At 40.7% G+C, this 23193-nt stretch carries 16 protein-coding genes; 11 read left to right on the top strand and 5 right to left on the bottom strand.

Features of this window, described 5'->3' with window-relative positions:
- The first annotated feature begins 16 nt into the window (after positions 1-16).
- The 3 genes from BWD42_RS01085 (at position 17) to BWD42_RS01095 (ending at position 8222) form a co-directional block, all read left to right on the top strand.
- Positions 17-1204, top strand: coding sequence for an alginate lyase family protein (locus BWD42_RS01085; RefSeq protein WP_077432636.1), 1188 nt, complete (start codon positions 17-19; stop codon positions 1202-1204).
- A gap of 158 nt (positions 1205-1362) precedes the next feature.
- Positions 1363-3984, top strand: coding sequence for a glycoside hydrolase family 88 protein (locus BWD42_RS25125; RefSeq protein WP_077435673.1), 2622 nt, complete (start codon positions 1363-1365; stop codon positions 3982-3984).
- 62 nt (positions 3985-4046) lie between these two features.
- The gene (locus tag BWD42_RS01095) at positions 4047-8222 is read left to right on the top strand and encodes a two-component regulator propeller domain-containing protein (protein WP_077432637.1); all 4176 of its coding nucleotides are present in this window, start codon (positions 4047-4049) and stop codon (positions 8220-8222) included.
- Positions 8223-8526: 304 nt separating this feature from the next.
- Here the strand turns inward: BWD42_RS01095 and BWD42_RS01100 are convergent, their stop codons facing one another.
- A complete protein-coding gene (locus BWD42_RS01100) occupies positions 8527-9726 on the bottom strand; it encodes an MFS transporter (RefSeq protein WP_077432638.1) in 1200 nt (399 codons plus the stop codon).
- A 263-nt stretch (positions 9727-9989) separates the two neighbouring features.
- On the opposite strand from BWD42_RS01100, the gene BWD42_RS01105 reads away from it, so the two are divergent.
- Positions 9990-11180 carry a M20 family metallopeptidase gene (locus BWD42_RS01105; protein ID WP_077432639.1) on the top strand — a complete coding sequence of 397 codons (1191 nt, stop codon included), beginning with the start codon at positions 9990-9992 and terminating at the stop codon, positions 11178-11180.
- Between the two features lies 1 nt (position 11181).
- On the opposite strand, the gene BWD42_RS01110 is transcribed toward BWD42_RS01105, so the two are convergent.
- The 3 genes from BWD42_RS01110 to BWD42_RS01120 all read right to left on the bottom strand — a co-directional run bounded on the left by BWD42_RS01110 (position 11182) and on the right by BWD42_RS01120 (position 13623).
- Complete coding sequence (locus BWD42_RS01110; protein ID WP_077432640.1) at positions 11182-11859, bottom strand: YiiX family permuted papain-like enzyme; 678 nt, start codon at positions 11857-11859, stop codon at positions 11182-11184.
- A 320-nt stretch (positions 11860-12179) separates the two neighbouring features.
- The gene (locus tag BWD42_RS01115; RefSeq protein WP_217699974.1) at positions 12180-13142 is read right to left on the bottom strand and encodes a hypothetical protein; all 963 of its coding nucleotides are present in this window, start codon (positions 13140-13142) and stop codon (positions 12180-12182) included.
- Positions 13129-13623, bottom strand: coding sequence for a hypothetical protein (locus BWD42_RS01120; RefSeq protein ID WP_077432642.1), 495 nt, complete (start codon positions 13621-13623; stop codon positions 13129-13131). The genes BWD42_RS01115 and BWD42_RS01120 overlap by 14 nt, the downstream gene beginning before the upstream one ends.
- Before the next feature lie 399 nt (positions 13624-14022).
- Between BWD42_RS01120 and BWD42_RS01130 the strand changes: the two genes are divergently transcribed.
- The 6 genes from BWD42_RS01130 (at position 14023) to BWD42_RS01155 (ending at position 19944) form a co-directional block, all read left to right on the top strand.
- Positions 14023-14832 (top strand): phosphoribosyltransferase family protein, encoded by an 810-nt coding sequence (locus tag BWD42_RS01130; RefSeq protein WP_077432644.1) that lies wholly within the window; start codon positions 14023-14025, stop codon positions 14830-14832.
- On the top strand, positions 14825-16333 hold the full coding sequence (locus tag BWD42_RS01135; protein ID WP_077432645.1) for a nicotinate phosphoribosyltransferase: 1509 nt from the start codon (positions 14825-14827) through the stop codon (positions 16331-16333). The genes BWD42_RS01130 and BWD42_RS01135 overlap by 8 nt, the downstream gene beginning before the upstream one ends.
- Positions 16323-17105, top strand: a complete 783-nt coding sequence (gene nadE / locus BWD42_RS01140) for an NAD(+) synthase (RefSeq protein ID WP_077432646.1) — start codon at positions 16323-16325, stop codon at positions 17103-17105. The genes BWD42_RS01135 and nadE overlap by 11 nt, the downstream gene beginning before the upstream one ends.
- A gap of 155 nt (positions 17106-17260) precedes the next feature.
- Entirely contained in the window at positions 17261-18175 is a 915-nt protein-coding gene (locus tag BWD42_RS01145) for a hypothetical protein (RefSeq protein ID WP_077432647.1), read from the top strand.
- 4 nt (positions 18176-18179) lie between these two features.
- Complete coding sequence (locus BWD42_RS01150; RefSeq protein WP_077432648.1) at positions 18180-18884, top strand: NUDIX hydrolase; 705 nt, start codon at positions 18180-18182, stop codon at positions 18882-18884.
- A gap of 217 nt (positions 18885-19101) precedes the next feature.
- The gene (locus tag BWD42_RS01155) at positions 19102-19944 is read left to right on the top strand and encodes a hypothetical protein (protein WP_139350976.1); all 843 of its coding nucleotides are present in this window, start codon (positions 19102-19104) and stop codon (positions 19942-19944) included.
- 26 nt (positions 19945-19970) lie between these two features.
- Here BWD42_RS01155 and BWD42_RS01160 read toward each other — a convergent pair whose 3' ends face one another.
- Complete coding sequence (locus tag BWD42_RS01160; RefSeq protein ID WP_077432650.1) at positions 19971-20510, bottom strand: hypothetical protein; 540 nt, start codon at positions 20508-20510, stop codon at positions 19971-19973.
- A gap of 202 nt (positions 20511-20712) precedes the next feature.
- Here BWD42_RS01160 and BWD42_RS01165 point away from each other — a divergent pair, with 202 nt between their 5' ends.
- Positions 20713-23190, top strand: a complete 2478-nt coding sequence (locus tag BWD42_RS01165) for a tetratricopeptide repeat protein (RefSeq protein WP_077432651.1) — start codon at positions 20713-20715, stop codon at positions 23188-23190.
- The last annotated feature ends 3 nt before the right edge of the window (positions 23191-23193 follow it).

The following is a 23193-nucleotide window of genomic DNA, read 5'->3' on the forward strand; positions in this document are numbered from 1 at the left end:
CATAAAATCTAAGGAAATGAATTTACAATCAATTTTCAGACGCGCTAGCACATTTATTGGGATTGTGCTGCTCCCCCTGTTCGCTGGGGCGAATGAACCCAATGGATCTTTCAAGAGTAAAATCGTGACAGTTTTGCGTCCTATCGTAAAAAAGCAATCAAAATGGGCCATGAAGCAAAAGCCCTTGACCGTGACGGCTTATCCTGCAGTTCGAAGTAGCGGTGGCATTCATGACTTTTACTCGGAAGGCGACTATTGGTGGCCAGATCCAATGGATGCGGGTGCGCCCTATGTCCAAAGGGATGGTATGAGTAATCCTGCGAATTTTGTTGCCCATCGAAAAGCCATGATCCGCTTTAGCAGAATTATAGGTGCATTAGCCTCTGCTTATCGTTTGCAGCCTGATAAAAAATACGTACAACAGGCGCTGCTGCATTTGAATGCCTGGTTTGTTGATTCGGCGACCAGGATGAGTCCAAATCTGCTGTATGCCCAAGCTGTACAAGGACGATTTACAGGGCGTGGTATCGGGATTATTGACACCATTCATTTAATGGAAGTGGCACAGGGCGTAAAAATGCTCGAAAATGATCCTAACTTTCCACAGTCAACTAAAGATGCCATACACCGTTGGTTTGCTACCTACTTACGCTGGTTGACGGAGCACCAATACGGTAAAGATGAAATGAATGCAGCAAATAATCATGGCACTTGTTGGGTGATGCAGGTAGCCTCCTTTGCCAGCTTAGTAAAGGACACAGCTTTGCTCAAGATGTGCAGCGAACGCTATCAACAAATTTTACTGCCCAATCAGATGGAAAAAGACGGTAGTTTTCCACGGGAACTTCAACGTACGAAGCCTTTTGGATATTCCCTTTTTAACCTTGATGCAATGACCATGATTTGTCATATCCTATCAACAGCAGACGAATCGCTATGGCAATACACGCTGTCCGATGGACGTACAATAAAAAAAGGGATCGATTTTATGATACCTTATATCAGTAATAAGAACAAATGGCCTTATCAAAAAGATGTAATGTACTGGGAGCAGTGGCCTATTGCTCAGCCTGCTCTTGTCTTTGCCGCAAATGCTTATAAAGACAGTAGCTATTTACGACTTTGGACTAAGCTCGACCATAATTCCAAAGAGGAAGAGGTCATTCGTAACTTGCCTATCCGCAATCCTTTAATCTGGCTATAATCATCGTGCAATAATGTTAATCCAACTATAAATCTGACCAATTAACCTTTTACTTAAATAAACCTAAATGTAATATGATTTTCAATATAAATAGGCTGCTATCAAAATACGTAGATGTTTCGAATCGTTTTATCTGCAGAAAACGGTTTATCATTTGGATGTTGTGCATAATATATATCCTTTGTGCTGCTGAGGAAATGAAGGCACAGAGCACCAGTCAATTGAAAAAAGCCTGGGCCCTTGCTGATCGACAGTCGCAATTGCTCTATAAGGAACTGCAGTTGCTAAAAAAAGCGGATTCTACATTGGCTTCTCCACGTACACTCTCCGAAAATAACGAGTTGGTGGCCGTTAAACGTGGCGATTGGACCAGTGGTTTTTATCCTGGGGTTTTATGGTATTTGTATGAGAAATCCGGCAAACATAAATGGAAAGAGCTGGCGGGCGAATTGACCAAATCAATAGAAGCTGAACAATATAATGGGAAGACCCATGATATGGGCTTTAAGATTTTTTGTAGCGTTGGTAATGGCTATCGCCTTACTGCCAATACCCATTATCGGGATGTTATTATCCAATCCGCGAAGACCTTGGCAACACGGTTTAATCCAAAGGTCGGATGTATCCGCTCCTGGGATCACAATAGCCATCGTTGGGATTTTCCGGTCATTATTGATAATATGCTCAATCTGGAATTGCTTTTTGAAGCAACAAAACTGACGGGGGATTCTACGTATTACCATATTGCTGTTAGCCATGCAAACACAACCATGAAAAACCATTTTAGGTCGGATTACAGTACCTATCATGTTATTGACTATAATCCCGTCAGCGGCGAAATACAGCACAGAAATACACATCAGGGCTTTAGTGACGAGTCTACCTGGGCCCGGGGGGAAGCATGGGCTCTGTATGGTTATACCATGTGCTATCGCGAAACAGGGGATCCGAAATATCTGCAGCAAGCAGAACAAATAGCACATTGGCTTTTTGCCCATCCACGTATGCCAAAGGATTTAATCCCTTATTGGGATTTTGATGCACCTCATATTCCCAACGAACCGCGGGACGTTTCAGCCGCAACAGTGATCGCATCCGGACTATTGGAATTGAGTACGTTCAGTAAACAGGGAAAGGAGCATTTGAGCAGGGCACGTACGATATTATCAAATCTAATTGATGGATATATGTCCCCTCCAAATAAAAACAAGGGATTTATATTATTGCACAGTACGGGATCAAAACCCTCCAATTCAGAGGTCGATAAGCCCTTAAGTTATGCTGATTACTATTTTTTAGAAGCCTTGCTTCGGGAAGAAAACCTGCGCTCGGGGAAGGTGCAATCGAGTTTGGTTCGGAAAGACCCTGAAGGAAAGCTTATCTATTTCCCCGATAATAAGGGGAATATCATCCCTGATTTTAGCCGGGTTGGCTATCATCAGGGAAATCGGCCAATTCCTACTGTTGCTAACACTATTTCGTTGTTTCCTACACGAGATGGAACTGATCAACAGATGATCCAGCGTGCCATCGATGAAATTTCCGGAAAACCCCTCGATAAGAATGGTTATAGAGGAGCAATAATGCTAAAAAAAGGCACGTATAATATCCCCGGGAGTTTACTGATCAGATCGAGTGGTATCGTTCTGAGAGGCGAAGGCGATATGGAAGGTAAAACCTTATTGCGTGCGACCGGAGGGCAACAGCGTAGCTTGCTTAAAATTTCTGGCGAAGGGAATTATGTCGAAGATAAGGCTAAAGAACAGGTCGTTAAAGCAATATATATACCGGTTGGTACTCAGTATGTCGTTGTGGACGATAGTCGTGTCTTCCAGAAAGATGAACCGGTTCTCCTTTCTTATGAACTCAATGAGGCTTGGATTAGTGCCATTAAAATGAATCAGATTATAACACGGGAAGGAACAAAACAGTGGACAACCAAAGAATACAGACTAAAATTTGAACGTGTTATCTCCGCCATCAGCGGAGATACATTGTTTTTAGATAATCCTGTTGTTATGGCCATAAACCCACAGTTTGGTAAAGTGTCTGTCGTACCATATAGTTTTACAGGGCGTATTCGGGAAGTTGGGGTTGAAAACCTACGTTTTGAATCCGAATATGCCAACGAAACAGACGAAAATCATGGATGGATAGCCGTTGAACTTGATAAAGTCGAAAATGCATGGGTGCGAAACATCACCACATGCTATTTTGGTTACGCGGCGGTGAGCTTGGAATCCTTAGCAAAACAAATAACAGTGATCAACTCGAAATGTTTGGATCCCAAATCTCAAATTACAGGAGGACGTAGGTATTCATTCAATAACAATGGTCAGCTCAATTTATTTCGACAATTATATACCACAGAAGGGCGGCATGACTATGTCACGGGAGCAAGAACTTTGGGGCCAAATGTTTTTAGCTTGTCCACTGCAACAAATACCCATGCGGATATTGGACCACATCATCGTTGGGCAGTAGGCACCCTGTACGATCAGATAACCACCGATGGCGAGATTAATGTTCAGGATCGCGGTAACTGGGGGAGCGGACACGGTTGGGCCGGCGTGACACAGGTATTGTGGAATTGCAAAGTCAAGCGTGCAGCCGTACAACAGCCTTGGGCTTCCGGGCAAAATTTTGCCATAGGGGTAGTGGGGGAAAAAAATCAAGGTCGTTTTAAAGACAGGACTGCCGGTTTTTGGGAAAATCAAAATAAAAAATTGCTCTTAGAGTCACTTTATGAGCAACAATTGAACGATAGATTAAATAAATAACTATTGGTGTTTATAGAATGGAATGATTATTTTTATCGTATCCAATTTCAATTATATTCCTCATGATGCCATTACGTATTTGTATACTTTGGGTTTTTAGTACGCTGTTTGTCCTTTCTATTTCTAATGCACAGGAGAAGAACTATCGTTTTTTACATCTTGATGTAAACGAAGGTTTATCACAAGGTAGCGTTTTTGCTATTGAGCAAGATCATCTGGGCTTTATGTGGATTGGTACGCGGGATGGCCTGAATAAATATGATGCACGTAAGTTTACAATTTATAGAAGCAATCCGCAGGATAGCCTTTCCCTGGAACATAATTTTATACAAGCAATTACCCAGGACAGGAAACAACGTCTTTGGGTAGGGACAACAGGTGGTCTTAACTTATACAATCGAAATGCAGATAATTTTACACGTATTCCTTTACCTGTGGTTGAGAGTACAAGTGGGAAAATAGAAGTAAATGTGCATCAGATTTTCCAAGATTCAAATGGTGTAATTTGGATTGCGACAAATGTTGGATTATATCGGATAAAAGAAGGCGCGCATTTGGAGGCTGAGTTAGTTTTCAATGAAATCACGGTGGAGGGGAGCAATGGCCGCTCATATTTTAGAAATTTTAGAACGATATACGAGGACGGGAAGAAAAGATTATGGTTTTGCACAGATGATGCAATCGTGCTGATGCAGTCAGCTTCCAAGGATGGCAATAGATTGAAGGTGTTGCGGACTTATTTCAATCAGAAAGGATTGGTTAACAAAGTAAATCAACGATTTCAGGCTGTTCTGGAATTTGCGCCTGGTGTTTTTTGGGTAGGAACGAAATACAACGGCATAAAAATAATCAATGAAAATACAGGAGAGGTATCTTCTTTGAATACGGATGACAGTCCTACTGTAAATTTGGCGAATCAGGATGTACGCTCTTTGAAGAAGGCTGACGATGGGAGCATCTGGATTGGAACATTCAATGGCCTTTATTTATACCGAAACGGGAAAATATTATTTATACAGGCCGACGATAACAATCCCAATAGTTTGAGTAACAACTCTATTCGGCCAATATTTCAGGATAAAAGAGGCTCTATCTGGATCGGTACTTATTTTGGCGGGATTAATATCTACGATAAAGATATCCCTAATTTTCAAAATTTTACGCATCAGTCTCGGAGAAACAGCTTGAGCTACAATGTAGTCAGTGCTTTTTTGGAGAATCCAAATGGCGATTTGGTCATTGGAACGGAGGGGGGTGGTTTGAACTATTTTAACAGATACAGCAATTCTTTTTTTAATGAACGTCATGATAAAAGTAGTGCGGGAAGCCTAAGCCATAATAATGTAAAGTCTATCTGTCGCGACCGGGAGGGTAATTTGTGGGTAGGCACTTATGATGGTGGATTAAATTTAAGACGTAAAGGACAACAGGTTTACGAGCATTTTCGTTTTGATCCCAATAACATCAATGGACTGGCAAACAATAACGTGTATGCATTGCTGGAAGATCGGCAGGGCGATATTTGGATCGGAACATTTGGTGGCGGTTTGCAGGTACAGCGGAAAAATCAAAAAACCGGTTATTTCCAGACTTTCAACGTTGCCGGTAAACAATTGAGCTCTAATATGGTGAGAGCATTAATGGAGGATTCCAAAGGTAACTTATGGATCGGTACTTCGAATGGGCTCAATCTTAAAATAGCAGGTACCGATAAATTCATTTCTTTTTTGAACCGTAAAAACGATTCACTTTCAATCAGTGGTAACGATATCATTAGCATTCACGAAGATCGAAAAGGACAAATCTGGATCGGAACCTATATGGGCGGTTTAAATCGCTATCTGCCCGAAAAGAAAGCCTTTAAACGTTTCAATGAACAAAATGGACTACCTGTCAACAATGTTTTTGGTATACTGAGTGATCAAAAGAACAAATTGTGGCTGAGCACGAATACAGGAATTACTTGTTTCGACCCGCAAGCTGGAACTGTTAGAAGTTATACAAAAGTGGATGGCTTGCCTGGTAATGAATATATTCAAAATGCAGCCACCGTGCTACGAGACGGAAAATTCGCCTTTGGTAGCTTTTCTGGTTTTACCCTATTCAATCCTGACAGTCTTAGCGTCAATAGCTATGTTCCGCCGATACAGTTTACTGATCTTAAATTGTTTAATCGTACCGTTAGACCCGGAATAGATGGTGTAATCCCCAAGGACATATCCATGATGGATGAATTGGTCTTAGATCATAATCAGAATGTATTTAGTCTTGAATTCAGTGTGTTAAACTATGTTCATCCTGAAAAAAACAGCTATGCTTACTACTTAAAAGGCTTTGATCAAGAGTGGAATTTTGTAAGCAATCCGGTCGCTACATATACAAACTTGGATCCGGGGAATTACGAACTCTGGATAAAAGGATCAAATAATGATGGAATCTGGAATGAAAAGGCGCGGGTTTTAAAAATAAGAATTCTCCCAGCACCGTGGAAAACATGGTGGGCTTATACAGGTTATTTCTTGATTTTGGGTTTTGTTGTGTTCTTGATTATCCGTTTTTTTCATGGTAGAAATAAACTAAAACGTGACCTTTTGATCCGAAAAATTGCATCTGAAAAACAGGAGGAGCTACATGAGGCCAAACTCAATTTCTTTACAAACATTTCGCATGAATTCCGCACACCCCTGTCTTTGATTATAGGACCATTGAATCAATTGAAAACGGATCATTCGCTATCTGACTATGCACAGGAACATCTGGGCTACGCCACACGAAATGCCAATCGCTTGATGAATTTGGTCAATCAACTACTTGATTTCCGGAAACATGAAGGCGGAAAAATGGAACTGCACAGTCAGAAAGTTCTTGTATCCGAATATCTGAAAAACGTTTTATTAAACTTCCATTTTATAGCAGAGAAGAATAATATCCAGTTTTTCCTTGATAATAATATTTCCACTGATTACCAGGCATATTTTGATCCTGAGCAGTTTGAGAAAGTGCTTGTCAATCTTATTTACAATGCTTTTAAATTTACCGATAAGGGCGGAAGGATAAAAGTGCAAGTTGAACTCGAGGGCAATGACGATGCGGCTAAATTACTTGTTTCCGTCTGGGATTCCGGTAGAGGCATCCCTGCAAAAGATATTCCATTTGTATTTGAACAATTCTATCAGGCAAATACCGAAGGATTTGTTGCCACAAGTAGTGGTATTGGACTTGCATTGTCACGATCCATTATCCAATTACATGGCGGTATATTAACTGTTGAAAGTAATATGGCCGCAGAACCTTTAGCCTATAATACAGTCTTTCGGATCAGTTTACCACAGCAAAATTTGCCTACGGATCCATCATCGACCGCTTATATTTTCCGTGAGTCAGCTATCGACGCTATCCCTGAACAGGCTGAACAATTGGTAGAAGAGCATGAGCATACTCCCGTAGAAATTGATCGTACGACGGATGAGAAACCGATTATACTTGTCGCTGAAGATAATGTGGAGCTGAGATGTTTTCTTTGTGAAAATTTACGCAAAAAATATGTGGTTTTGGAAGCCAATGATGGAAACGAGGCGCTGGCCTTGATCCATGAACAGCAGCCTGATATTATTATTTCGGATGTGACGATGCCAAATTGCGATGGTATCACGCTGTTGCAACAGGTAAAAAATGATAATAGTACAAATCACATTCCGGTTATTTTATTGACTGCGCGGACGGCGGATCCTTATATTACCGAAGCTTTTGAAGTTGGAACTGATGATTATATTACCAAACCATTCAGTATGCCACATTTGATTCAAAAGATATCAAATATCATACAGACAAGAAAACGTTTGGAAGAAAAGTTTGTTCAAAATTATCTTTTGGGAGGACAAGCGACAGAGACAACCGAAAGAACACGCTTTTTGGATCAGGTATTGCGTATTGTGGAAGAAAATCTAGGCTGCGAGGATTTCGGTGTACAAGAGCTCACGCAGGCAATAGGGGTAAGCAGGTCAGTTTTATACCGTAAAATAAAACAGCAAACGGGCTTGAATCTGGTCGAATTTATCAATATGGTACGTCTGAAAAAAGCGGCGCAAATACTGTTGAGTGATAGCGAATTGAGTATTAGTGAAGTTGCCTATCAGGTCGGTTTCAATGACCCAAAATATTTTAGCAAAACGTTTAAGAAATTCTATAAAGAAAGCCCACGTACCTATATCGAGAAATTTAGTGTTAAAAATAATTAAGATAATTATATCATAAATCTTCATGTTATCAAAAGGACAACGATTATGAAAATTGACTGCGGGTCCTTTCCGGTCAATAAGCCGAGTGCTGGACGCTGTCTAGTCCCTTAATAAAAAAAGAATCAATAAAAATGGGCATAAAAAAAGGTTTTCAAACGGGGAGAATGAAAACCTTCAATAACCAATTATAAACCTAAATTATGATGATACAAAGATAACTGTTTTTAACTTATTCCAAAAATAAAATAGCAGCTATATTGAAATGTGTAGCTTAAAATTGACAAAGTCTTTTTATTTGTTTTAGCTATAGCCTATTCGTTTTAGCTAGCTTACTGATGAAAAAGAGTGTGAGCAGTCCCAAACTCGCAAATACGGCGTATCCCAGTCCGATTTCAAGTTGAGAAGAGGGATTGATTAAACTGACTGTACCGTAGCTCAGGGAGGACGTTAATAGGTAAGTAATTCCACCGACCAATCCGCCGGCTATTCCTGCTGACAATGGGAATCGACCCAAACAATAACTGAAATAATTATTGAATATAAATCCGGCGGAACAATGTACTGCAAATGCGAAGAATGTTAGTGTATATAAATTCGTCTGATAAGGGGATACCACAATCATCAGTAGTACCAGGATAATCTGGATAAAATTAGCGACTCGCAGCTTTGGTATTAAGGCTCTTTTGATCAGCGCTTTTCCAATAAAACCACCGCACATCCAAGCTAATCCCATGATAAGTGATGTATAGCCCGTGGTGATTGCTCCGTAACCCAATTGATGCTCGATAAAAAATGGGCCACTAAGGTTATAAAACATCACTAAGCCGTAAGATATTCCACACATCAACACGCCAAAAGTAAAATCGTTTGTCTTTAACATCATTTTAAATTCGCCGATAAGATAATTGACGTGTAGTGGTTTTCTTTGTTTAATTGTCTCGCCAGAGAAGATAAATTCCAGAACAAAAAGTATGGCGCTATAAACAGCAAGGACCATGAAATTTGAACGCCATCCAAACTGTGTTTGAAGATATCCGCCGATAAAGGGAGCAATAATAGGTCCAATAGACCAGACGATGGTCATGATACTGAGATAGTGCTTGCGTTGCTCGCCCTCGTACACATCGACAAAGTAAGCCCGTTTGGAAATGACGACGAATGCAGATAGAATTCCCTGAAGAATACGCATGCCGTAAATAATCCAGATATCATCAGTAGTTGCGGTTATCCAAAAACTAAGGATAAAGAGAAACAGTGAAATCAGGTTGATCCGATATCTTCCCCACGCATCCACGAGTGCGCCCGTGAAGAATTGAGCTACACCATAGCTGATCAGAAATAAGGACAGTGTTAACTGGATACGGCTTTCACTGAGACCAAGCTCTGATGCCATTTGGGGCATCGAGGGGAGATAGATATCAGTAGCAAGACCTGTAATCGGAACAAGCGCAAAAGCCAGTATCGTTGGAACAAAGGATTGTCTGGGTTTAGTGTTTTTTTCCATCGTGATAATTTGTCGACAAAAATAATTCCATTGATGGATACAAAATATATAGAATTCAAATAAATTATTGTGAAAATCAAACAGCTATATCACAATGCGCCTAAAGCAAGAATATTGACGCGATTATGACGCTGTGCGGGTTCGCATAATAGACTTGGTATTTTTTTCCTTGGCTTTGGCATACAACATTTTTAACTTAACTTGTTGGACGATTTATAAAGATTATCATAATAGAAATATCGTTTTTAACTAATATCTCGATAATGAAAAACCTGAACGCTGAAATTGATGCTATTTTTCCAAAGGTCGTTGCTATCCGTCGGCATATCCATCAGCATCCTGAGTTATCTTTTCAGGAGTATGAGACGAGTGCCTATATCCAGGAACAATTAACCGCACTCGATATCCCATTTAAACTTGTGGCCAATACCGGTGTGGTTGCCCTATTGGAGGGCGAAAAATCGCCTAGTGATACTATTGTGGTTTTAAGGGCTGACATTGATGCATTGCCGATTCATGAGCAGAATGATGTGTTCTATAAATCTAAAAATGAAGGCGTCATGCACGCTTGTGGACATGATTTTCATACAGCAAATCTATTGGGTGTAGCCTCTGTATTAAAGGGGTATAAAGCTGAATTTTCAGGAAAGATTGTATTACTGTTTCAGCCTGCGGAGGAAAAAATTCCCGGTGGGGCAATCCAGATTTTGGAATCCGGGATATTGGAATCTTTTGGTGGAAAGATTAAGGCTATTTTGGGAATGCACGTAAGTCCACGCGTTCCATTGGGAAAAATAGGCTTACGACCAGGAAGGTTTATGGCTTCGAGTGATGAATTCTATATGACAATCAAAGGACGTGGTGGTCATGCTGCTGAGCCACATCGGGCCATCGACCCCATTATGATCGCTGCGCAGCTGCTCACGACCTTACAGCAAGTGGTCAGCCGTAAGGCGAATCCGGATATCCCATCCGTACTTACTTTTGGTCGTTTTATCGGTGAGGGGGCAGCGAATGTTATCCCTGAAGAAGTCAAACTGGCCGGAACCTTCCGGACAATGGACGAAGCCTGGCGTAAAGAAGCGTTGGAAACAGTTGCCGAAATTTCGCGAACATTACCTGTCGCTTTGGGAGCGACAGTGGATGTCGAGGTTCGACATGGCTATCCAGCCTTGAACAACAACCCTGTATTGACCCAGCAGGTAAAAAATATCATACAGGCAAACATGGGGAATGACGTGGTACAGGATTTGGAAATTTGGATGGCAGCAGAAGATTTTGCTTATTACTCTTATCGATATCCGTCTTTGTTTATGTTAGTAGGGACGAATAATAACGATAATGCGACTCAACATGGGCTTCATAATCCTCAGTTCAACCTCGACGAAAAGGCGTTTAAAATAGGAATTTCAGTTTTTATAAATGCTGCACTGTCCCTCTTGAACGAGTCTTAAATTAATTGCTTGCTACTGTTGTCAAAAGCTTGCTATTGAAAATAGATGCAGGGGAAATTACTGTTTCCTCCAAAGGGATCCGATTGCCGTAACGTTCTTTGAGTTTGCTTTTGACCTCGACGCTACTGAGATCAAAATCTTTGAGTTTTTCCAGTTTGCCCACTTCGATTCCGGCACCGCGCTGATAGATTTTCCAGATTAGTTCCGAACAATAAATTCGGTTATCCGACCATTCGAATGTAGCATCGTAGTTTTTGCCCAAAAATTCTTTACCGATTCCCTTCATTTTAGCTAAAACTTCTGTCGATAGTACTTTGTCTGCCTCTTTAAGTCGTTTGATGACATAATGTTTGTTTTTTCCTCGAGCGATCCAATCCATCATGCTGGTCACTGTGACGGGTTGAACAGCCTCCAGCACGTAAGGTTTTCCATCCTCATGAAAAATAAGACCACAGTGAGAGTAAGGAGAACCTGTGGCTAGTTGCACAGCTTTACACTGCGGCGAGACGGATGACTGAAAGATCATATCGCCATCTTTTAACTGAGGTAGCATCGCGCTACTGTTAACTTTTTTATCTAAAGCTCCGTTTTGAGCTTTCGTTGCATTAATCTGGAAATAAGATAGCCCGATCAGGAGCGTGCAAATGAGCAACAGGACAAATAAAGCTATTTTTTTCATATGTGTAGTTTTTTAAATAGGATCATATAATCTGCTATCATCTTTTATTCCAGCAAGATAAGAAACGTATCGGCATAATTTATAGATTTATCTGTATGACCTTATTTTGGTAACGTTATTTTAGCTGTTGTTAGTATGCGCTGATTATGTATTGTTGTTTCAATCCTGTCATTCCTTTTAAACAGCTATGCTGTTATTCAGTCACTATACTACCAGAAGTAGTGCATAGCATAAGTTGTTGTCCTTATCTTATGGCTATGAATTGTTTTTAAGTTTAGCTATTAGGATGATAGATAGTTTGATATGTGATAAGTGTTGTTTTATTTAAAAAGATCAGCTAGCTTTTTTGCTTTCGCCCGCTCTGCGAATTGAATTGCATTAAGTACTTCTGTTTCATATTTGTATACCTTTTCTGTTGAAGCACGATGATCCAAAAGATAACGTGCGATAACCTTATTTTTTTGTTGTATTGCTTTACCGAGCAAGGTGCATTGTGTAAAACTGTAGTCGAATTTGACCTCATCTATACCCAAGATGTCTAAACTGTTTAAGGATGTTTTTTTGATAAAATCCAAGTCCTCCTGTTCGATCGCCATTTTAAGTAATTCGAAGTCATTGAAATTCTTATTCTTTGTCAAAAATGAGTTATAAAAGAACTTTGCCACAGCATAGTTTTTACTGGCTAACAAATTGTGGATCGCATTGTAACCAAATTCTGCTGTGTTGGAGAAATCGTTCAATTGGCTTAAAAACAAGAGTATGTTTTCTTTGGGAACGGTCCCCCAGTTGAGTATTTTTAATTGTTCTAAATCGTTCACTGCAAATAAAGTTTCCAGTTCCCTGATAAAGTTCAAAGAAAATAAATGGCTGTTCAATCTAGGTTTGGATGGTAAATTGCTGGTTCTTAATATTTTGAGTTCGTTATCAGTAACCTGATAATGAATAGAAATGGGAGACCCCTGATAACTACTGATTTTAAGTTCTGAGCCTGTTAATTCATATTGTTTCAGCCTAAGATTCTCGACGTTTGTGCTTGGGAATAGGGTATTCAGATTCAATACTATAGCAAGATAGCTGCTATCATTTACCTGTAGATTATAGTGTAAATAGCCGTCGTCACTGATCGAATAGGGACTGAATGACTGCTGTTGGAGCTGATCAGGCGAAGCGGCCCAAGTGTCCTGTGGCAATAAGAGTGTGCTTAGACTGATAAATAAATAGCATATATACGTTGATGTCCGCAAAAGAAATGCTCGAACAAAATACAAGTTATTCAACATCATATTGCGCTAAAATTGCCTCAATCTCATCTGTAAGTTTATAGGAGGCTGATTCCAGCAGGTCGATGTCGGCTTGAATGGCCGGAGTAATCGGCAATTGCATCAGTTTTCGATATACTTGAATGTCCAGATCAATACTCCTGAGTTTGAGTTGAAGTAAATACTGCCCTTGCTCGGTTTGTAAGCAAAGTTGGCTGAACGCCTGTTTCAACCGCTCCAGTTCGGCAATTGTTCTTCTGTGGTCATTTTCTGCCGCTAGACCGTAATTAGGGTATTTTTCACCTAGTTGATTGAATGCATCAAGATATTCCTGTTCCGATAAGGAATGTATATTCATGTAAAGCAGGTTATAGGCATATAAGGCTTCCTGATTTTCTTCACTGACCGGAACGTCCTGATAATCTTTGACCAACTGCGAGATGTCCTGATATTCTGTTTGTAAAATAGCTTCAATATCCTTATTGATTAAATTTGCTTTGTTCATGCGAATATTTTGTTCTTTTGGCAGTCAACGATCGTGATCAATTCGTTTGACTGTTTGTCTTAAAGACAAAGATCCGGTTTTCTGCGAAAGATACTATCCCTGTATTCAGCTAATTTTATACGGCCTCCTGGTCGTTTTGTGTTTCTCATTTTCAAGCAAATTTTAGCGTTTGTTTGCGTATGTTTAGGTGTCGCTGAAGGTAAAACTGTGATTTTGTATTGTGCTTTATTAATAAATAAAGTGTTTTTAATGAAATTTATTCCACTGATATTTAGCTGATTGTGTCTTTGTTTTGATTCATTGAGTAAAAAATACTCAATGAATTTTGTTAAAGTAAAAATAATACGCATATTTGTTGAGTAAAAAGTACTCAACTAGAGTAGCTGTAAAAAAAGAAAAATGATTATATTAAATAAACATCAGCTCATCACCGAACAGTTTCCAAATGGAGAAACGAAAGTGAAGGATTTCGATCAGTGGATCAAAGCGGATAATCTGCTAGAATTTACCTATCAGGAAGATGGCGATTTGATCCGTTTGTTTTTTGTCAAGAAGCGACTTGAGGAAGCAGGGGCGAGTTGTAAATTATGGATTCGTTATATGCCCTATAGTCGTATGGATCGCAAAATTGAGGGCGACCTGTTTTCCCTAAAATATGTCGCTGCATTTATTAATAGCCTGCAGTTTGATAAAGTATATGTTGTCGAGCCGCATTCCGAAACAACCCTCACCTTACTGGAAAATAGTGTAGCAATTTATCCTGCGCTTGATTGGTTGCCGAAACTAATGGAAAAACTCGAATTTTCAGCTAATGACCGAATTGTATTTCCGGATAAAGGGGCAGCAGCACGCTATTTAAATAGTGGCTACGAAGATGTCTGTGTGTTTGAAAAGCAACGCAATCCACAAACGGGACGTATCGAAGCGATGAAATTAAAAACAGGTAACATTGTAAAAGGTGCCAAATGCATAATTGTCGATGATTTATGTTCTGCAGGTGGAACATTTCTCTGGGCCGGAAAAATTCTAAAGGAGATGGGGGCAGGTGAAATCTACCTGTTGGTGACCCATTGTGAGTCAAGGATTTTCAAAGGTACTTTGTTGGAGGAAGATTCACCGATCGACCTTGTTTTTACCACAGATTCTATGATGAACACTACGCATCCGAAATTAAATTATATCAACTTAACAACTGAAAGCTATGTTTAGAGCAATTAGCAAAAATCCGATTCTCTGGACGGACGGTTACAAATTGTGTCACAAGGATCAGTATCCAGCGCATACAGAATGGGTATATGAAACCTGGACTCCCCGGATGTCAAGGATCGCAGGAATAAGCCATGTTGTATTCTTTGGATTGCAGGGTGCCTTAGCAGAGATCAATAATTCTTTCGACGAGTATTTTTTTAACCAACCTGAGGACACAGTTGTTGCACAGTATGAAGAAGCCATTCGTGAAGTGTTCGCGATGACCAATCCTAATTTTGCGAGTACACATCAGTCACAACATATACGCGCTTTACATCGTTTGGGTTATCTTCCGATTAAGGTGAAAGCTTTGAAAGAGGGCAGTCTCGTACCGATAGGCGTGCCGATGTTTACGATCGAGAATACCCATCCAGATTTCTTCTGGTTGCCAGGTTATCTTGAAACGCAACTCTCCGCTTATATCTGGTCACCAATGACCGCTGCGACTATCGCTGATCAATACAAGCGATTGTTGACAGGTTTTGCTGAAAAAACAGGTGATGTCACTAAAGTATTCACCCAAGCTGGAGATTTCTCCATGCGGGGTATGGGGTCACCTGAAACGGCTTATCGCACTGCAGGCGGGCATTTACTAAGCTTCGGTGTTTCTGCAACACTCTCCGTTCGGGAATACCTCAAAACCTATTACGCAGCCACAAGTGATGTCATGATGTACACGCCTTCAACAGAACATAGTGTGATGTGTTCTTACGGTGAACAGGAGGTTGAAGCCTTCCGGCATTTGATTACGAAGGTTTATCCCAGCGGAAACATTTCTATTGTGTCCGACACCTATGACCTATGGCATGTTGTCGATCATGTATTGCCACAATTGAAAGAACTGATCATGGGACGGGAAGGCAAAGTTGTCATTCGACCAGACAGTGGCGATCCTGTTAAGATTATTTGTGGTGATCCGGAAGCTGACCACGAAACAGTTCAAAAAGGGATTGTCGAACGTTTGTTTGAACTTTTTGGCGGGAAGGTCAACGCGAAAGGCTTCAAAGAACTTGATCCGCATATTGCTGTTGTATATGGCGATTCCATCACCGTGGAACGGGCAACAAAGATCTGCGAAGGTTTGGTGGCGAAAGGTTTTGCCTCGACCAATACAATACTTGGAATAGGATCCTATACCTATCAGTATGTTACGAGAGATACCTTTGGCTTCGCTTTAAAGGGAACGGCCGAAATTGTTGACGGTCAGTTTAAAGCTATTCAGAAAAGGCCGGCCACAGATACAGGTAACTTTAAAAAATCCCAAAAGGGTATGGTTGCTGTTATATTCGAAGATAACGATTTTCGTATGATAGACGACCTCAATCCAGTAACTATCGAACAATTGAATGAACGTAATCTGCTCAAAGAATGTTTTGTGGATGGGGCCTTTGTCAGCGCGGCTAGTTTTAAGGAAATAAGAAACAGATTGGAAACAGAATCAGTAAGAGTATATGGAAAATAACTTAAGAAAACCGTTTTTCATCAATGATGAAAACGTTGCACAGTATGCCCAAAAAATGGCATCATGGATTGCGGGTCAGGTAAATGCGGCAAACCGTCAAGGTTTAGTGCTTGGCATGAGCGGCGGGATTGATTGTAGTGTGGTGGCTTGTCTATGCCATCTGGCGAAAGTGGATGTCCATTTGGTCATGATGCCCTATGGTAGCGATATGAACAATAGTAAGAGTCATGCACATGGGATGGAGCTTATTGAAAAATTTGATTTTCCTTACCATATCTTTGATATCAAGCCAGCTGTCGATGCGTTGACCATCAATAATGAAGCCTATATCGCAGCCTCCAGCGAATCCAACCGTGTTTTGAGCTTAGCCAATATCCGGCCACGGGTTCGTATGACCTACCTCTATCAATTTGCACAATTGGGAAGCCGTTTTGTGATCGGTACCGGCAATATGGCCGAAGCGACCGTAGGTTACTTTACCAAATGGGGAGATGGCGCTTATGATCTTAATCCCTTGGCCATGGTGACCAAGCAAGAAGTATATACACTGGCAAAATACCTAGGTGTTCCCGAATCCATTCAATATAAGAGCCCCTCTGCAGGGTTATGGGAAGGACAGACAGACGAAGAAGAATTGGGCATGCGTTATGCACAGATTGACGGATTTATTCTGACTGGAACATCCGGTGATTCAACGATAGATGAACTGATCCGCAGACGTCAACAACAGTCTGCGCATAAGTTTGCGGCGATTCCAACTTTCAAAGGCTAGTAAAAAACATAATTGATAGAAATCTTTGGGTTTAGAATTCTGGCTAAAGGAATGTAGATTTTAAACGGAGTAACGCCCATTTGACAGATGGTATAGGAGCATAACAATTTATTTATATCATCGATAGGATACCTAAAACACATAATTATTGACAGATGAAAACAAGATATGAACAGATCGTTGATGTAAGGAAGATCGCATCCGAAAAAGGAGGGGATATTCCGGCTATATTGTCATTGGCGGAACAGGAGCAAATCCTGCCTGCTGCATCAGATAAAAAGCGGACACTGCTTTTGGCGATTGATGTACAAAACGATTTTATGGAATCCATTGGGAGTCTACCGGTAGCTGGTTCGCGTGCTGATGTACAACGACTGACCCAATGGATATACAACAATATGGCTTCTTTGACGCAGGTTATGTGCAGCCTTGACTGCCATTCACTGCGGCAGATTTTCCATGCAGACTGGTGGGTGGATAAGCAAGGAAATCAGCCTAAACCTTTTACGGTCATCCGTCACAAGGATCTTATCGATGGAACCTGGACTGTTGCCAATTCGGACACAGCTGAACAATCTCTAGTTTATCTTAAAAATTTAGAAGCCGAAGGGAGAAAGGAGCTTTGTATCTGGCCCTATCATTGTTTAGAGGGGAGTTCAGGGGCGCAATTGGAAAGTCAATTTACCAATATGCTCTATTTTCACAGCGCCGCACGGCGAGTCAAACCCCTATTGGTCTATAAAGGACAGGATCCCTACACTGAAATGTATGGTATCATCAAAGCCGAATACGACGACAATAAATTTGTCAATCATGCCGTGCTCGAGGCTATCCAGGCTTACGATGCCATCTATATTGCAGGACAGGCATCAAGTCACTGTGTATTGGCATCTGCAATGCAGATATTGGAATATTTTGCGGAGGATAAAGCGATTACGTCTCGCATTACACTACTGATCGACTGTATGTCGCCTATTGCTGGTTTCGAAGAGGCTACACTGCAGGCTTTTGAATCACTGCGTGAAAAATATGGCATACAGATCAAAAAATCCACAGACGTAATTTTATAACAAGATGGCCAGTACTCCAAAAACATATAACTACGAATACCCCAGACCCGCAGTTACAGTCGATTGTGTGATCTTTGGTTTTGAAAAAAATCAGCTTAAACTGTTGTTAACCAAACGGGCAATAGAACCCTACTTAGGGAAATGGGCATTTCCCGGCGGCTTTATTCAGGAGGATGAAACTGCGGATGAATGTGCGCTACGTAAATTGTCCGAAGAAGCTGGGCTCAGCAATATCTTTCTTGAGCAACTCTATACCTTTTCGGAATTAAATCGTGATCCCCGGGGACGGGTCATCAGTATTGCCTATTATGCTTTAGTTAAACCTAACGAATATACCCTGGAGGCCGGACTTGACATCGATGCGGTGCAATGGTTTAGTTTGGAAGAGGTTGCTGATTTGGCTTTTGATCATCAGCAGATTTTGTCTGTCGCGGTCGAACGCCTAAAAGGTAAAATCCGTTACCAGCCCATCGGATTCGAACTGCTGCCAGCGCAGTTTACCTTACCAGACCTGCACAAATTGTATGAAACGATTCTGCAGCGTTCGATAGATCGCGGTAATTTTCGCAAAAAGATACTGAGCATGGATCTGTTGATCGACCATAGCGATATGCAAAAGGATAGACATGCCAGAGCAGCAAAGATCTATAGTTTTGATAAAGAAAAATACGAAGAATTAAAAGAAAAGGGATTTTATTTTGAAATCTGATCATTTGGTGTATGCATCAGGCTCTTGAAATAATAAAGACATCCGGTGTAAAGGATGGACTAGGGCTGTGTGCGGATGATCAATTTAATCGCGATGATTCTCTATAACATATTGGTGACCACAAGTCGAATATGGATTGTTATGGCGCTTAAATTAATTGAGCTGCTTCATTATCCGGCTGAAATACGATATTAGAATATCTTAATGATGCACTGTGATGAATAAAGTACTTTATTGCGTAGGTATTGTTTTGTTGATATGCTCGGCATGTCAACAAAACCAAGTGAAAAATCCTGTTCTTTCTCCGATAAAGGAGACTATTGTAAACGAAAAGCCAGCGGTCGATTCGCTTGTCTTCCAGGATAACATGATCCGAATTTATAAGATAGATTCCGTCAATTTTTTTAAGGAGCGGCAGCAGGCCGATTACCGAAGGGATACCATTGCTTCCATTAGCGATATCAATGTCGCGAGAAAACTATTGCAGGGACGTGTTAAATTTGGACGTTATATGCCAGGTAAGCCAATGGAAATTGATACCGTTGTGGAGGGAGATTTAATTGTTCGGGTACGATTTAACGATGGCCGATTGCTAGAAGCTGGAAAAACAGAAGGAGAGATTGATCTGTTTGAAAATATGTTTGTAAAATATTATCCTTCCGAGGAGGTTCTGCTGCTTGAAGGGGGGCATAGCACCGATCAGGCGCTCGATTTGCGTCTAGGAAAATGGGATGTGGAAGAAATCGGCAATTTAGACTATGTCTATTTCTCTAAGCATAAGAAATATAGATTGAATGGCATGTTTGACGGACAGGAATGTTCCAGTTATTTTTTGCAAAAAAAGGAAAATGAGGTCTATCTGACCTATGCGCAGATTCCCTTAGATTGGAATAATAACTTTGAACTATGTACCCTAAAAGAGATCTTTTGGAAAGGAGATCAGCAGCTATACTTTAGGAATTTTTTCTATGGAGCACCGCATGATAAGCGAGCAGGTTTTTACAGGTTAGATATTATTGCTGAAATAAACAACAGCAACCAATATAAAGGTGTTGAATAAAAAATTACATATCGGATTGTTTGCTATTATTTAATATCAACCCATTTTTTTTCAAAATAAATTGTTGTAACCGGATAGCCACTGACATCGATCAGCTCAGCTTCAATAAAATCATCTTTTGTCCGCAGGTATTTTAGCTTGAGGCCTTTGTCATCCAACCCTGATGTCTCATAATATGCGCCGAATTTGAGCTGGAAAGGGTTATCTTGCACATCATTCGTAAAAATAGAGAACAATAGCAGCTTTTTTGACTGAATATTTGGCTGTTCGTAACCAAAAAAACGATGGTCGACTCGGATATTCGCCCGTAAACGTATAATACTATCTTTGGTACTAAGGTTGACCTGTGCCTTTGTTAATTCATCCGATTCAAGAATACTTGTTGCATTTGCTTGATCAATGCTGTCCAAGCGGGACAGCGTCGGTGTTTTAGGTCGCTGAACCAGCGTATCCTTGCTATGGCTGAATTGGCTCGCCGGTAGTGCTAACTGCTGCTTTTTTTGCTGTTTTTCCTGACACGCCGAGCTTGCAAACAAGATCAGCAAAGGTGTAATAAGATAGCGCATAACATTAAATAGAGCTATTATTTTATTATTAAACAAAATCCGGTTCAAAGTTGCGGAAAATCTGTAAAAATAAAAATCCCTGTTTTCCGCTAAGCAGAATATTTAATAATAGCTGTAATTTTACTGCATCGGGTATAGTGCTTGCCGTTTTCATCTATTGAGGTAAGCACGATCTATTTTAAGGCTATCTAGCAATAAGGTTATGGCGCATCGCATTTATATATATAACGTAAATCTTAAAACAAAAGAAACATTTGAATCACATCTGGCCGAATGGAATTATGAAATTCCAGCCTTGATGTTCCCGCTATTTTCTTCGGATATCCGTTCCCGAGGAACACAGCTCTATGCCAATAAGGAAGACGGTATTGCAAGGCTACGCTATTTTTATGCATTGCTTGCTGATGTTTATCAATTGCATTACAAAAAGAAGTATACCGAACCTGTTAATAAGATGTTTGAATTTTTGGAAAGTTTGCCATTTGATACTTTTCAAATCGATGGTCGGGATGTCTTCAATATGAATGAAGAAAACCATACGGAACAGGCGAGTGACTGGGTTGATGAAATCAGGAGAACAGGGGCATTATATACACAGGCCTTTGAGCAACAAAATTTGGATCCGCTACAGGAAATTTTGCGCCCGTCTGGCTACGATACTTTTCTGGAAATGCTCGAGACAGACTGGATTAATTATGGTTTGGGCTTGTGGGAAGAAGATGCCTTTCAGAAAGAGGGAGCCGAAGTTTTTGAAGAAAATGGAAAACAAGGATTAAAGGATGCGGGTGGAAATATCCTGGTCGCTGCGAAATATGATGAGATATTTGAATTCAACGAAGCAGGGATTGCTGTGGTTGAACGGGATCATCTGTTTGGTTACATCAATGAACAGGGAAAGGAGATCGTATCCTGTCAGTACGTTGAGGCGTTTGACGCGCGTGTTATCGATGGGGTTAATTACGCTGAGGTCGAAATCGAAGGGAAACGTGGTATATTGAATATTGATAGCAAGCAACTTTCATTACCTGCTGCTTATGATGATTTGGACTGGTTTGCCCGTGGTTTTTTGAATGCAAAGCAAGGTGATAATTACTTTCTTTTTGCTGCTGATGGAACACAGGTTATTGCCGAATCGGCGGATGAACCTTTTGAATACGATTACTGTAAGCTTTTTTATAAGCGGCAAAAGGGTACCATGAAGCGGAAATACTTTCGTATGGACGGTCACTATCTGGGCAGTTTTCTGGAAGATAGCTTACAGGCTCTCCCCAACGCCTACTTCTGGATCAAACCCAATAAGTTGCAGCGAAAGATTTCAATCATCAAGCCCGATGGCACTGTGCTGGATGAAGAGATTGATCGTATCATCGTTTTGGATGGTTATCGTAGTATCGTATACCTGAAAAATAAACAATGGCGGATTTATGCACTCGCGCATGACCTATTCCGTTTAGTCGATCGATCCATTGATAAAATCTTGGTCGATAGCATTAAAAACTTTCGAAAAGATATCTTTGTTGTCGCCTGTGCCGAGGGGCAGGGGATATATGAAGCATATTTGGATCAATGGCTGCTCGAACCGGATCCGGCTTATCTAAAAATCGAATATTGCTATATGGACTTTATGCGTATCCATGAGTCCGAAGGAATGCGCTATTTTGATACAAAAGTGAATTTCTGTAGCGAACTTTACGATTATGTCAGTGCGCCAATTCATGATCCACATCCGGAACGAAGCGAAGGTGAATTCTTGCTCTTATTTAAAGGAGAAAGGCTGTTTTATGTAGATCAAAAACGAAATATTGCTGAATTTCCTGAAACAGCATTTGGCCGTTTGTATGCCGAAAAATATAATTTGCAGGGAACTGACCAGAGTTATTTTGTACAGTTCTATCAGGCTTGGACAAAACGGAAGGGAGCAGGTTACGAATCTTATCTTGATAACGAGACGCTGTATGAAAAAGCACGGAAACTAAATTGGGCCGGTAAGATAGCCGAAGCTATACCTTTGTTGACTATCGGCGCCTCCCGGGGTAGTGCCGACTGTCAGTACCTTCTTGGCAATATCTATTGCGATACGGATCATGAAGATTTTCTGGATATTCCTAAAGCAATCGGCTTCTACAAGCAGGCGATAGCACAGGATCATGCGCAAGCTTGGACTAATCTAGGCTTTATCTACGCTACAGGACTCGGTCTGCCGCCTGATATTCCCAAAGCCTTAACAGCATACCAAAAAGCAGCAGCACTTGGGGAAGGGCAGGCCATGAGTAACCTTGGTCACTGGTATTATGAAGGAGAGCATCTTGAACAGGATTATGGGCAAGCCTTGCATTATTTTAAGCAGGCTGAAAAAGAAGGCATCGACAACGATGCACAGATAGCTGAAATTTATTATCAACAAAAAGATTACACTAATCTTTTACGTTATCTGAAAAAGGATAAAGCGGGACAGTATGCTGCAATTTATTATGGGATTTTGTATGAAGAAGGCTGGGGTGTGAAACAGAGTATGGTAAAGGCGCTGCGTTACTACGAACAGGCAAACCAAAACGCTACCTATGCTTATGCCGTCAACCGTCTCTTGTATTACTATAAAAATGGAACGTTTGCAGATGCCGCTAAATACAACTTTTGGTTTGATTTTGCTAAAAACAATGACGTTGATATAGAAGAATAAAAA

Source organism: Sphingobacterium sp. CZ-UAM, from assembly GCF_002000245.1.
Lineage (GTDB): Bacteria > Bacteroidota > Bacteroidia > Sphingobacteriales > Sphingobacteriaceae > Sphingobacterium.